This window comes from Streptomyces sp. NPDC025806, from assembly GCF_055558275.1.
Map to the genome: position 1 here is coordinate 91,802 of NZ_JBVHMU010000019.1, position 13,005 is coordinate 104,806.

At 72.2% G+C, this 13,005-nt stretch carries 12 protein-coding genes and 1 riboswitch; of the genes, 11 read left to right on the forward strand and 1 reads right to left on the reverse strand.

The genetic code is table 11. The annotated features are described in order from the left end of the window. Positions 1–156: 156 nt before the first annotated feature. The 4 genes from ACZ4E1_RS33115 to ACZ4E1_RS33130 all read left to right on the forward strand — a co-directional run bounded on the left by ACZ4E1_RS33115 (position 157) and on the right by ACZ4E1_RS33130 (position 4,528). Positions 157–834, forward strand: coding sequence for a rhomboid family intramembrane serine protease (locus ACZ4E1_RS33115; protein WP_467546485.1), 678 nt, complete (start codon positions 157–159; stop codon positions 832–834). A gap of 33 nt (positions 835–867) precedes the next feature. Then, a complete protein-coding gene (locus ACZ4E1_RS33120; RefSeq protein WP_467546487.1) occupies positions 868–1,860 on the forward strand; it encodes a nucleoside triphosphate pyrophosphohydrolase in 993 nt (330 codons plus the stop codon). A 23-nt stretch (positions 1,861–1,883) separates the two neighbouring features. Further along, a complete protein-coding gene (locus tag ACZ4E1_RS33125; RefSeq protein WP_467546592.1) occupies positions 1,884–3,119 on the forward strand; it encodes a cytochrome P450 family protein in 1,236 nt (411 codons plus the stop codon). Between the two features lie 209 nt (positions 3,120–3,328). Further along, positions 3,329–4,528 (forward strand): Cmx/CmrA family chloramphenicol efflux MFS transporter, encoded by a 1,200-nt coding sequence (locus ACZ4E1_RS33130; RefSeq protein ID WP_467546489.1) that lies wholly within the window; start codon positions 3,329–3,331, stop codon positions 4,526–4,528. Here the strand turns inward: ACZ4E1_RS33130 and yczE are convergent. Continuing rightward, positions 4,461–5,087: a membrane protein YczE gene (gene yczE, locus ACZ4E1_RS33135; RefSeq protein WP_467546491.1), complete on the reverse strand. Its 627-nt coding sequence runs from the start codon at positions 5,085–5,087 to the stop codon at positions 4,461–4,463. The genes ACZ4E1_RS33130 and yczE overlap by 68 nt on opposite strands. A 62-nt stretch (positions 5,088–5,149) precedes the next feature. On the opposite strand from yczE, the gene yczR reads away from it, so the two are divergent. The 7 genes from yczR to ACZ4E1_RS33170 all read left to right on the forward strand — a co-directional run bounded on the left by yczR (position 5,150) and on the right by ACZ4E1_RS33170 (position 12,741). After that, positions 5,150–6,553 (forward strand): MocR-like transcription factor YczR, encoded by a 1,404-nt coding sequence (gene yczR, locus ACZ4E1_RS33140; RefSeq protein WP_467546493.1) that lies wholly within the window; start codon positions 5,150–5,152, stop codon positions 6,551–6,553. 179 nt (positions 6,554–6,732) lie between these two features. Further along, positions 6,733–7,773: a transglycosylase family protein gene (locus ACZ4E1_RS33145; RefSeq protein WP_467546495.1), complete on the forward strand. Its 1,041-nt coding sequence runs from the start codon at positions 6,733–6,735 to the stop codon at positions 7,771–7,773. A gap of 180 nt (positions 7,774–7,953) precedes the next feature. Continuing rightward, positions 7,954–8,117, forward strand: a riboswitch (cyclic di-AMP (ydaO/yuaA leader). Between the two features lie 4 nt (positions 8,118–8,121). After that, entirely contained in the window at positions 8,122–8,805 is a 684-nt protein-coding gene (locus ACZ4E1_RS33150; protein ID WP_467546497.1) for a transglycosylase family protein, read from the forward strand. 507 nt (positions 8,806–9,312) lie between these two features. Continuing rightward, positions 9,313–10,593: a phosphopyruvate hydratase gene (eno, locus tag ACZ4E1_RS33155; RefSeq protein ID WP_467546499.1), complete on the forward strand. Its 1,281-nt coding sequence runs from the start codon at positions 9,313–9,315 to the stop codon at positions 10,591–10,593. Between the two features lie 97 nt (positions 10,594–10,690). Continuing rightward, a complete protein-coding gene (locus ACZ4E1_RS33160; RefSeq protein ID WP_467546501.1) occupies positions 10,691–11,188 on the forward strand; it encodes an FtsB family cell division protein in 498 nt (165 codons plus the stop codon). Positions 11,189–11,260: 72 nt separating this feature from the next. Beyond that, on the forward strand, positions 11,261–11,800 hold the full coding sequence (locus ACZ4E1_RS33165; RefSeq protein ID WP_467546503.1) for a DUF501 domain-containing protein: 540 nt from the start codon (positions 11,261–11,263) through the stop codon (positions 11,798–11,800). Continuing rightward, positions 11,797–12,741 carry a Ppx/GppA phosphatase family protein gene (locus tag ACZ4E1_RS33170; RefSeq protein WP_467546505.1) on the forward strand — a complete coding sequence of 315 codons (945 nt, stop codon included), beginning with the start codon at positions 11,797–11,799 and terminating at the stop codon, positions 12,739–12,741. The genes ACZ4E1_RS33165 and ACZ4E1_RS33170 overlap by 4 nt, the downstream gene beginning before the upstream one ends. Positions 12,742–13,005: the final 264 nt, after the last annotated feature.

Below are 13,005 nucleotides of genomic sequence, written 5' to 3' on the forward strand. Positions count from 1 at the left end.
ATGCAGACCCTTCGGGTCGCATTTCCCCGATGGACAGGCGCCCTATGGAGATCGCGCACGAAGTGCGCATCTCCAGGGGCGCGGGGAACTGCGCGACCAGCCCCCACCGGCCCGCACCCGGCGACGAACCCGCACCCCTTCTGACAGGCTTCCCGCATGAATCTGCACAGCGTGGCGCTCTACGCGTGCGCGGCCGCCGTCGTCGTGGTCGGCGTACGGGTCCTGGCGGCGATCGCGGCCCTCGGCGACCGCGACGCCCCGCACGGCCGGGACATCGCGCCGCCACAGGCGCTGCTGAGGGCATGGCGGCGCCCCCTCCCCTGGGCCGCCGCACTCCTCGTCACCGCGATGGTGGCCCTCGGCATCGCCCAGCTCGCCGCCCCCGGCCTGATCGACGCCCTGGAGCGCCGGCCGCACGGCGACTGGTGGCGCGCCGGCACCGCGCTGCTCGTCCAGTCCTCCGGCTGGTTCCAGCTCCTGTTCAACCTGGCCGCCCTCGCGGCCGTCGCCCCCGTCGCCGAACGGCACTTCGGCCCCGTCCGCACGCTGCTGGTCTTCGTCCTGAGCGGAGTCACCGCGCAGGCCGTCAGCATGTCCGGCTGGAGCCCCACCGGCGGAGGCGACTCCGTCGCGATCTGCGGCCTAGTCGGCGCCCTCGCCACCTGGTACGCCCTGCGCGGCACCGACCCCCTCCTGCGCCGGACCGCACCCCTCGTCCCGCTCGCCGGCCTCGTCCTGTGCCTGCTGACGAACAACCACGGCGTCGGCCTCCTCATGGGCTCCCTCCTCGGCGCCGGACTCGCCCTCCCCGCCCGCCGGCCCCTGGCGGCCTGACCGGACACCGGCGCCCTGCGTTACGTTCGAACCGTGAACGACACCACCAGCACCGCCGGCCGCATCGTCCTGCTCACCACCAGCCACCGCGTCGCCCCCGGACTCCTGTCCTGGCAGGCCTGGCAGGTGCTGCGCGCCGCCGACGAGGTGCTGTGCGCCGACCCCGGCCACCCGCAGCTGCCGTACCTCAAGGAGGCCGGCGTCGAGCCCCGGCTCACCACCGTCACCGCCCGCGAACTCGTCGACCGGTGCGCCGACGGCGGCCGCACCGTCGTCGTCCTCGCCTCCGCCGACGGCGACCGCCGCCTCACCGACGGCCTCGCGACCCTCGCCGGCTCCGGCCGCGAACAGATGCCGTCCCTCGAACTGCTCCCCGGCTCCTACGACCTCCCCGGCGCCCGCCTCCTCGACCTCGTCCAGGTCATGGACCGCATCCGCCGCGAATGCCCCTGGTCGAAGCTGCGCACCCACGAGGACCTCGCCAAGTACGCCATCGAGGAGGCCTACGAACTCGTCGAGGCCATCGAGACCGACGACCGCGAGGAGCTCCGCGAGGAACTCGGCGACGTCCTCCTCCAGGTCGTCTTCCACGCCCGCATCGCCGAGGAGGCCACCGGCGACGACGAGCCCTTCTCCATCGACGACGTCGCCGGCGGCATCGTCACCAAGCTCATCCACCGCCACCCGCACGTCTTCGGCGACGAGAGCGCGGCCACGCCGGAGGAGGTCCGGGAGATCTGGCTGCGCCGCAAGGGCGAGGCCAAGCAGCGCGCCTCCGTCACCGACGGCGTCCCCGTCGGCCAGCCCGGCCTCGCTCTCGCCGCGAAACTCGGCTCCCGCGTCCGCACCGCCGGACTCGACGTGCCGCTGCCCACCGGCACCGGCGTCGGCTACGAACTCCTCGCCCTCGCCCTGCGCGCCGAGGCCGACGGCGTCGACCCCGAATCCGCCCTGCGCGCCGCCGCCCGCGCCTACCGCGACGCGGTCCGCGCCGCCGAAGGACTCCCGGATACGGTCGAAGGGTGACCCAGAGCCCCACCCCCGCCGAGATGCCCGAACTCTTCACCTGGGAGTTCGCGAGCGACCCGTACCCCGCCTACGCCTGGCTGCGCGAGCACGCCCCCGTGCACCGCACGACCCTGCCCAGCGGGGTCGAGGCCTGGCTGGTCACCCGGTACGCGGACGCCCGCCAGGCCCTCGCCGACCAGCGGCTCAGCAAGAACCCGGAGCACCACGACGAGCCCTCCCACGCCAAGGGCAAGACGGGCATCCCCGGCGAGCGCAAGGCCGAGCTGATGACCCACCTCCTCAACATCGACCCCCCGGACCACACCCGCCTGCGCCGCCTCGTCTCCAAGGCCTTCACCCCGCGCCGCGTGGCCGAGTTCGCCCCGCGCGTCCAGGAACTGACGGACGACCTCATCGACCGCTTCGCGGCCAAGGGCGAGGCCGACCTCATCCACGACTTCGCCTTCCCCCTCCCCATCTACGCGATCTGCGACCTCCTCGGCGTCCCCCGCGAGGACCAGGACGACTTCCGCGACTGGGCGGGCATGATGATCCGGCACGGCGGGGGACCGCGGGGCGGGGTCGCCCGGGCCGTCAAGAAGATCCGCGCCTATCTGGTCGACCTCATCCACCGCAAGCGCGCCGCTCTGGACGAAGGCGCCGACGACCTGATCTCGGGCCTGATCCGCGCCTCCGACCACGGCGAGCACCTCACGGAGAACGAGGCGGCGGCGATGTGTTTCGTGCTGCTGTTCGCCGGCTTCGAAACGACCGTAAATCTGATCGGTAATGGAACGTATGCGCTCCTGACCCACCCCGAGCAGCGCGCCCGCCTCCAGGAGTCGATCGCGGCGGGGGAGCGGGGTCTGCTGGAGACCGGCGTCGAGGAACTGCTGCGCTTCGACGGCCCGGTGGAGCTGGCCACCTGGCGCTTCGCCACCGAGCCCCTCAGCATCGGCGGCCAGGACATCGCGGCCGGTGACCCGGTGCTCGTCGTGCTGGCCGCCGCCGACCGCGACCCGGCCCGGTTCACGGAACCGGACACCCTCGACCTGTCCCGCACCGACAACCAGCACCTCGGCTACGGGCACGGCATCCACTACTGCCTGGGCGCACCGCTCGCCCGCCTGGAGGGCCAGACCGCGCTGGCCACCCTCCTGACCCGGCTGCCCGACCTCCGTCTGGCCGCCGACCCGGCCGAACTGCGCTGGCGCGGCGGGCTCATCATGCGGGGCCTGCGCACTCTGCCGGTCGCCTTCGAGCCCCGGGACGTCTAGCCGGCGGGCCCGGTGAGAATCCGGATGCCCCGGCGGGAGCCGGCCCGGTAGCGTGGGGGACATGTCGAGTCCCGAGTCGGACAGGTCGGGGGCTGTCGGTCACGCCGTCAGCCCCGAGAACCGGTGATCGCGTAAGGACACGCCCCCTCGGGTGCTGACCGCGGTGACGAGAAGACGTCCACGTCCCTCTCCTCACCCGGAGCATCTCGATGCCCTTTCCTCTCTATCTGCTGTCCCTGGCGGTCTTCGCCATGGGGACCTCGGAGTTCATGCTCGCCGGACTCCTGCCGGACATCGCCGCCGGTCTCGGCGTCCCGGTCGGTACCGCCGGGCTGCTGACCACCGCGTTCGCGGCCGGTCTGGCGGTCGGCGCCCCGGTCATGGCGGTGTTGACCCGCCGTCGGCCGCCCCGTACCGTCCTGCTCGGTTCGCTGCTCGTGTTCGCGGCGGCGCACGCCGTCGGCGCGCTCACCACGGACTTCGGGGTGCTGCTCGTGACCCGCGCGGTCGCGGCGCTCGCCGACGCCGGGTTCCTCGCCGTCGCCCTGACGACCGCGGCGGCGCTCGTGGAGCCGGACCGCAAGGGGCGTGCGCTCGCCGTCCTGCTGTCGGGTACGACTCTGGCCACGGTCGTCGGGGTGCCCGGCGGGGCGGTGCTCGGCGCGCTGCTCGGCTGGCGGGCCACGTTCTGGGCCGTCGCCCTGCTCTGTGTGCCGGCGGCGCTCGGTGTGCTGCGCGGCCTCCCGGCCCTGGCCCCGCCCCCCGCCGTGCCGCTCGACTCCGAGCTGGCCCAACTGCGCAGGCCCCGGCTGCTGTTCGTGATGCTGCTCGCGGCGCTGGTCAACGCGGCGACCTTCGCGAGCTTCACCTTCCTCGCCCCCGTCGTGACCGGCCCGGCCGGACTCGGCGCTCTCTGGGTCCCCGTCACGCTGGTGCTGTTCGGCCTCGGTTCGCTGGTGGGGGTCACGGTGGCCGGCCGGCTCGCCGACCGCAGTCCCGGTCGGGTGCTCGCCGTCGGCGGTCCCCTTCTTCTCGTGGGCTGGCCGGGGACGGCGCTGCTCGCCTCCCGTCCGTCCGTCGTTCTCGTGCTGGCCTTTGTCCTGGGCGTCCTCTCCTTCGGGGTCGGCAGCACCCTCATCACGCGGGTCCTCTACGCGGCCGAGGCGGCGCCCACGCTCGCGGGGGCCTACGCGACGGCGTCCCTCAACGTGGGCGCCGCCGCGGGTCCGTTCCTCGCGGCGGCGGCCCTCGGCGCGGGGGCGGGGGAGTCGGGTCCGTTCTGGGTGAGCGGGGCGCTGGTGGCGGCGGCGCTGGCTCTCGGGGCGGCGTGGCGTACGGCGTTCAGGGCAGCGGGACCGTCACCCGCGGCAGGAACCAGCCGACGAGCGGTCCCAGACCCAGGGCGATGACCACGGTGCCGGCGCCGAGCGTTCCGCCCAGGAGCCAGCCGGTGCCGGCGACCGTGACCTCGATGCCGGTGCGCACGACGGCGACGGGCAGCCGGGTCAGCCGGATGAGCCCGGTCATGATGCCGTCGCGCGGCCCCGGTCCGAGCCGGGCGCCGAGGTAGAGCGCGTCGAAGAAGGCCAGCGCGACGAGCCCGCACACCAGGTAGGCGATCCGCGCGGCGAGGCCGTGGGGGTCGGGCAGCAGCGCGGCCGTGGCGTCGGCGGCGAAGCCGACGAGCGCGATGTTGAGGAGCGTGCCGGGGCCCGGCCGCTCGCGCAGCGGGATCCACGCGAGCAGTACGAGAAGGGAGATGAGGTTCGTGGTCCAGCCGAAGCTGAGGCCGAGAGTGAGGGAGGTGCCCTCGGTGAGCACGTTCCAGCCGGCGGCGCCGAGTCCGGAGCGTACGAGCAGCATGACGGCGGCGCCGTAGCCGACGAGGCCGAGGAGGAGTTGGGGGACGCGGCGGCCGGGGCGTGCGCGGAGGGAACAGCGGACGGAGAGGGGTGACGGTGCGGGCATGGAGGTCAGCTTCCGGAGGATCTGGTCCTGGATTCCATAGCCAGATTGCCTACGCTGGCCCGATGAAGGTCGGTTCGTACGCGGTGGCGCAGATGGTCGGGGAGTGGCGGGAGGGGCCGGGGCCCGGGCACCGGCGGCTGTCGGACCGGTTGCGGCTGCTGATCCTGGACGGGCGGATCGCGCTGGGCGCGGCGCTGCCGAGCGAGCGGGACCTGGCCGCGGCGCTGGCGGTGAGCCGGACGACGGTCGGTGCCGCGTACCGGACGCTGGCCGAGCACGGGTATCTGGCGACGCGTTCGCGGGCCAGGGCGACGGTGCGGCTGCCCGACGACGCGTCGGGCCGGGTGCCGGAGCGGACCGGTCCGGGGACGGTGGACCTGTCGGTCGCGGCGCCGGCGGCGCCGGTCGAGATCCTGCACGCCGCGTTCGCGAGCGCGCTGCGGCGGCTGCCACACCATTTCGGCCGGCACGGCTACGACCCGTACGGCGTGGGGGAGCTGCGGGCGGCGGTCGCGGACTGGTACGGGCGGCGCGGGCTGCCGACGACGCCGGGCCAGATCATGGTCACGAACGGGGCGCAGCACGCGCTGGCGCTGCTGACCCGGACGCTGGTGGCGCCGCGCGACAAGGTGCTGATCGACCATCCGACGTATCCGCACGCCATCCGGCTGTTCACGGAGGCACGGGCGCGGCTGGTGCCGGTCGCGCTGACGCCTTCCGGGTGGGACGTGCCGCAGGTGCGGGCGGCGGCGCGCGATGCGGCGCTGGCGTATCTGGTGCCGGACTTCCACAATCCGACGGGGCTGTGCATGCCGTCCGGGGTGCGGCGGGAGCTGCGGCCGGGGTGTCTGACGGTGGTCGACGAGACGATGGCGGATCTGGCGCTGGACCGTGCGCCGGACGCGGTGGGTCCGGAGCCACTGGCGGCGCGGGTGCCGGAGGCGGTCAGTGTCGGGTCCGTGTCGAAGAGCGTGTGGGGCGGGCTGCGGATCGGCTGGATCCGGGCGCGGCCCGCGCTGCTCGAACGGGTGGTCAGGAACCGGCCGGTGACGGATCTGGGTACGCCGGTGCTGGAGCAGCTCGCGGCGGCGGTGCTGCTCGACGAGGGCCGGACGCGGCGGCCGGACGCGCTGGGGGAGTTGCGGTCGCGGCGGGAGGTGCTTGTGCGGGAGCTCGGCAGGCGGCTTCCGGAGGTCGAAGTTCCGTGTCCTGCGGGCGGTCTGACGCTGTGGGCGAGGTTTCCGGAGCCGGTCGCGTCACGGCTCGCGGCGGTGGCCCCGGACCATGGTGTGACGGTGGCGGCGGGGCCGCGTTTCGGGGTCGGCGGGGCCTTCGAGCGGCATGTCCGACTGCCTTTCACCTTGCCTCCTGAGCTGCTGGTTCAGGGGGTGGAGCGGCTCGCCGCGGCCCGGGACGCGGTGGCCCGCGGGGCCTTCGGACACCATGTTCCGCCGCCCACCGCATGACGTTCGGCCGCGGCAAAACTGACGAGTCGTCAAAGCTGTGACTTTCACGTGATCTCCGCTGCATCGACTTGTGACAAGCGTTCGAGTCCCGCTACGTTCACAACCCATCGCGTCGGCACCGTCCGTCGCATCCGCGACACCCGTCGCGGCGCAGCATCAGTCTCGCGAAAGGCATCCGCATGCTCTCCGGGAACGGTCGTCACCGTCGCCCCCGTCAGGCTCCTGCTCTCGTCGTCGCCGCCGGTGTCGCCGGCAGCGCCATCGCGATCCCGCTGCTCGCCGCGTCCAACGCGAGCGCCGCCACCACCCAGGCCTGGGACCGGCTCGCCGAGTGCGAGAGCGGCGGCCAGTGGAGTCTCGACGCCGGTAACGGGTACTACGGCGGACTGCAGTTCTCGCAGGAGATGTGGGAGCAGTACGGCGGGCTCGACTTCGCGCCGAGCGCGGACCAGGCGAGCCGCTCGCAGCAGATATCCGTCGCCGAGAAGGTGCTCGACGACCAGGGGCCCGGCGCCTGGCCGAGCTGTTCCATCACGGCGGGCCTCTCCAAGAGCGACAGCTCGGCCGAGGTCGACCCGGGGGCGAGCACGCCGCCGCCGGTCCTCGGTGGTTCGTCGGGCGGGCTCCTCGGTGTCGGCGGGGACGCGAACACCGACGACGGAGAGAAGAATCACGACGACGGGGGTAATTCGGACATCCCGTCAGATGACGCCTCCGGTGATACCTCCGGTAACGCCAAGGGTGACGCGTCCGACGGCAAGGCGAGCGACGAGCCGAGCGACGGCGCCAGTGCCTCGCCCTCGGACGGCGCGACGTCGGACGAAGGTGACGCGAAGGGTGAATCGGACAAGTCCGGCTCCGACGCCTCCACTTCCCCGGACGAGTCGACGGGTCCCGGCAAGCCGGGCGCCTCTCCGTCCGCCTCCGACCCGGCCTCCGGGGACTCCGGCGCGGGCCGCCACCGGGGCGGCGCCGCCTCCGACGACACCGCCGACTCCCGTACCGGAGAGGGCCGTCACGCCTCCCGTGACGACCGGCGCGACGGCGACGCGTACACGGTGCGGGCCGGCGACAACCTGTGGGACATCGCCGACTCCCAGAACGTGGACGGCGGGTGGGCCGAGTTGTACCAGCTCAACAAGAAGGAGGTCGGCTCCGACCCGGACCTCATCCTTCCTGGTCAGAGTCTGGATCTTGGGCTCGAATCGGGCGAAAAGTAGCGGGAGTTCAGGGCGGGTTGCTGCCTGAATGTCCGATTTGGCGAAAGTGAGAGATGGGTCTCAAAGGGCCTGATCCGCTTTGAAAACCGCCGGATCGGCTGCGTACGGTCTGACCGCTCGCCACAGCGGGCCCCGACGGATGTCACGCCGAATCCTGCCAACCTCCGTACGGGAACAGTCGACGCGTCAGCGCCGTGGGCAGGAGCGGGGGACCCAAGGTAGGCGCCGTCCGGAAAGCGATAGTCCGGTACGGCTTGGGGTTAAGCCGCGCACTAGGTTGCGCGGCCGGGCACTCACTGGCCCGAACCCGACAGCTCACCTCGTAGGCGTCGGTGAGGGGATCTCTCCATGCTGTTCTCCAGCAAGGGCAAGCACCGCCGCCCGTCCAAGGCCGTCCGTGTCGCCACGCTCGCCGGTGTCACCGGTGCCGCCGTCGCCGTTCCGCTGATGGGTGCCACCGGCGCCTCCGCCGCCACCACCTCCGAGTGGGACGCCGTCGCCCAGTGCGAGTCCGGCGGCAACTGGTCGATCAACACCGGCAACGGCTACTACGGCGGCCTGCAGTTCTCCGCCTCCACGTGGGCCGCGTACGGCGGCACCGCTTACGCCTCCACCGCCGACCAGGCCTCCAAGGCGCAGCAGATAGCTGTCGCCGAGAAGGTCCTCGCCTCCCAGGGCAAGGGCGCCTGGCCGTCCTGCGGTGTCGGCCTGTCCGGCGCCTCGACGTCGAACCCGGCCCCGGCCCCCACCCAGCAGCAGACGCAGCCGCAGCCCGAGCGCAAGGTCGAGCAGCCGGCCAACCGCTCGCAGGAGCGCCAGGCCCCGAAGGCCGCGCCGAAGAAGACCGTCACCACGCCGACCGGCAAGAAGGTCGCCAAGGGTGACGGCGAGTACAAGGTCAAGAAGGGTGACTCCCTCAGCACGATCGCCGAGGCGCACCACACGACCTGGCAGAAGCTCTTCAAGCTGAACGACGACATCGTTCAGGACGCGGACCTGATCTACCCGGGTCAGCAGCTCCACCTGAAGTAAGCCGCGCCCCTTATATAGGGGAGCGCCCCCCGCACTCGGCATCGGCGGACGCCGAGTCGCCGGCCGCTCGTCATGTGGACCTCCTGCCCCGGCTTCCGGGGTGGGAGGTTCCGTGCGTTCACCGTCTGCCGCCCGGTGGGGGCTGGTCGCGCAGTTCCCCGCGCCCCTGAAATGCATGCCCTTCGGGCGCATTTCCCCGATCGAGGTGCGGGGTGCCTTTCATCTGGGGAAGGCGCGGCGAAGCCGCAGCCTTCCAGGGGCGCGGGGAACTGCGCGATCAGCCCCCACCGGCCCGCGCCCCGCGACGAAACCGAGCCACCCCTGACGGACCGTTCACCCGCGAACCACCGGCGGTATTTGTTCCCGTCGGAAACATTTCGCTCACGGCAGAGTCCAAGAGACGGGCGGTCGGCTGGCCGATGGCCCGCGTGCGGTTAGGCTCAAGCCATGCGGAACCGCGCACCGCGGCCCCGCACAGCCCGCGTCACATCCCAGAAGGAGATGCTCGTGCCGTCCATCGACGTCGTCGTAGCCCGGGAAATCCTGGACTCCCGAGGCAACCCCACGGTCGAGGTCGAGGTCGGCCTCGACGACGGCAGCACGGGTCGTGCTGCTGTCCCGTCCGGCGCTTCCACCGGCGCCTTCGAGGCCATCGAACTCCGCGACGGTGACCCGAACCGCTACCAGGGCAAGGGTGTCGAGAAGGCCGTCCTCGCCGTCATCGAGCAGATCGGCCCGGAGCTGGTCGGCTACGACGCCACCGAGCAGCGCCTGATCGACCAGGCCATGTTCGACCTGGACGCCACCGACAACAAGGGCTCCCTCGGCGCCAACGCCATCCTCGGCGTCTCGCTCGCTGTCGCCCACGCCGCCTCCGAGGCCAGCGACCTGCCGCTGTTCCGCTACCTCGGCGGTCCGAACGCGCACCTGCTGCCCGTCCCGATGATGAACATCCTGAACGGTGGGTCGCACGCCGACTCCAACGTCGACATCCAGGAGTTCATGATCGCCCCGATCGGCGCGGAGTCCTTCTCCGAGGCGCTGCGCTGGGGCACCGAGGTCTACCACACCCTCAAGAAGGTCCTGAAGAGCAAGGGTCTGGCCACCGGCCTCGGCGACGAGGGCGGCTTCGCCCCGAACCTCGGCTCGAACCGTGAGGCCCTCGACCTCATCCTCGAGGCCATCAAGGAGGCCGGCTACATCCCCGGCCAGCAGGTCGCCCTCGCGCTCGACGTCGCCGCCTCCGAGTTCTACAAGGACGGCAAGTACCTCTTCGAGGGCAAGGAGCGCTCCGCCGCCGAGATGACGGAGTACTACGAGGAGCTCGTCGCGGCCTACCCGCTCGTCTCCATCGAGGACCCGCTGTTCGAGGACGACTGGGCCGGCTGGAACGTCATCACCGAGAAGCTCGGTGACAAGGTCCAGCTCGTCGGTGACGACCTGTTCGTCACCAACCCGGAGCGCCTCGCCCGCGGCATCGAGGAGAACTCGGCCAACGCCCTGCTCGTGAAGGTGAACCAGATCGGTTCGCTCACCGAGACCCTGGACGCCGTCGAGCTCGCCCAGCGCAGCGGCTTCAAGTGCATGATGTCCCACCGCTCCGGCGAGACCGAGGACGTCACCATCGCCGACCTCGCCGTCGCCACCAACTGCGGCCAGATCAAGACCGGCGCCCCGGCCCGCTCCGAGCGCGTCGCCAAGTACAACCAGCTGCTGCGCATCGAGGAGATCCTCGACGACGCCGCGGTGTACGCCGGCCGCAGCGCGTTCCCGCGCTTCAAGGGCTGATCCCCGCCGACGCGGTAGTTGCGTACGTCCCCGCACTCGGTCCCGTACCGTGTGCGGGGACGTACGCACGTGAAGGCAGGGAGAGGCGGGAGATCCGATGCCGGGAAAGCTCCGCAGCAGGGGCCAGTTCGACTCGGCCCGCTTCTCCACGGCCACCCGCCTGCGCGCGCTCGGCGAGCAGACCGCCGAGCGCGTGTACCGCTCGCAGAACAAGCGGCAGGCCCGCCGCTCCCGGCTCACCGGCCGCGCGGCGCTGCTCGCCCTCGTCCTGTGCACCCTCATCGTCGCGCTCGCGTACCCGATAAGGCAGTACGTGTCCCAGCGCGGCGAGATCGCCGACCTGCAGCGCAAGCAGCAGGAGGCGAAGCAGCGGGTGGACCGGCTGCGCGACGAGAAGGCGCGCTGGCAGGACGACGCGTACGCGGAGCAGCGGATCCGTGAGCGCCTGCATCTGGTGCTGCCCGGCGAGACCGGTTACATCGTGCCCGACCCGCGCTCCACCACCACCGGCCGTGCCGAACAGGGCGAGGCCGACCGCCCCTGGTACTCGAACGTGTGGGACGGCGTCGACCAGGCCGACCGCGCGGACCGCTGACGTCCCGGCCCCGTAGACCAGCACACTCGTAGACCCGTAAGCCCGTAGACGAAAGACGACGCGAACTCAGTCATGGAAACGCCTCCGCCGCAGACCGAGCCCACCACGCCCACGGACGCCGACATCCACGCGTTCCAGGAGCAGCTGGGCCGCCCGCCGCGTGGTCTGCGGGCCATCGCGCACCGCTGCCCGTGCGGCAACCCGGACGTGGTCGAGACGGCCCCGCGCCTGGAGGACGGCACGCCGTTCCCCACGACGTACTACCTGACGTGCCCGCGCGCAGCCTCCGCCATCGGCACCCTCGAGGCCAACGGCGTGATGAAGGAGATGACGGAGCGTCTCGCGACGGACCCGGAGCTCGCGGAGCAGTACCGCGCCGCGCACGAGGACTACATCGCGCGCCGTGACGCCATCGAGGTCCTGGAGGGCTTCCCGAGCGCCGGCGGCATGCCCGACCGCGTGAAGTGCCTGCACGTCCTGGTGGGGCACTCCCTGGTCGCGGGCCCCGGCGTGAACCCGCTGGGCGACGAGGCCATCGCGATGCTGCCCGAGTGGTGGCGCAAGGGCCCGTGCGTGACCCCGTGCGCGCCGAAGGAGGAGGACGCCAAGTGACCCGCGTCGCCGCCATCGACTGCGGTACGAACTCGATCCGGCTGCTCGTCGCGGACGCGGACCCGGAGACGGGCGAGATCGTCGACCTGGACCGCCGGATGACGATCGTGCGGCTCGGCCAGGGCGTCGACCGCACCGGCCGGCTCGCCCCCGAGGCGCTGGAGCGGACGTTCGCCGCGTGCCGCGAGTACGCCGGGATCATCAAGAAGCACGGGGCCGAGAAGCTCCGCTTCGTGGCGACCTCCGCCTCGCGCGACGCCGAGAACCGGGACGACTTCGTCCGGGGCGTCGTCGAGATCCTGGGCGTCGAGCCCGAGGTCATCACCGGTGACGAGGAGGCGCAGCTCTCCTTCACGGGCGCGACCAAGGAGCTCACCGGCCGCGCCGACCTGGACCGGCCGTACCTGGTCGTGGACATCGGCGGCGGCTCCACCGAGTTCGTCGTGGGCGACGACGCGGTGCGCGGCGCGCGTTCCGTGGACATCGGCTGCGTGCGGATGACCGAGCGTCATCTCGTCGGCGCGGACGGCACGGTGACGGACCCGCCCTCGCCGGCCCAGATCGAGGCGATCCGCGAGGACATCGCGGCGGCCCTGGACCTGGTGGCGGGCACGGTCCCGATCGACGAGGCGGGCACGCTGGTCGGTCTCGCCGGTTCGGTGACGACGGTGGCCGCGCTCGCGCTCGGCCTGAGCGAGTACGACTGGACGGCGATCCACCACGCGCGGATCTCCTACGAGCGGGTCGCCGAGCTGACCGACTGGCTGCTGACGTCGACGCACGACCAGCGCGCCCTGAAGCCGGTCATCCACCCGGGACGGGTCGATGTCATCGCCGCCGGCGCGCTCGTGCTGCGGCTGATCATGGAGCATGTCGGGGCCCGCGAGGTCGTCGTCTCGGAGCACGACATCCTGGACGGTATCGCCTGGAGCGTGGCCTGAGACGAGGCCGCCCACGGCCCGTTCCACGAGGGGCTCAACCGAGCGTTCCGGGTGTCTCCCGAGCGCTCGGACGAGCGCCCCGACACGCCCCGGCGACACGCCTTCGAGAAAGTTCGTGAACTTCTTCACAAGGATTTCGGTCCCGTGGGGCGCGGTTTCGGGTCCATAGGCCCGTTCGGGGCGGCCAAACGCCTCTGGGAACGCGTGAATGCCTTGCTTTCCGAGGCGGGCGCAGGGGCGGGGCCGGTAAGTGGTCCATCGCCC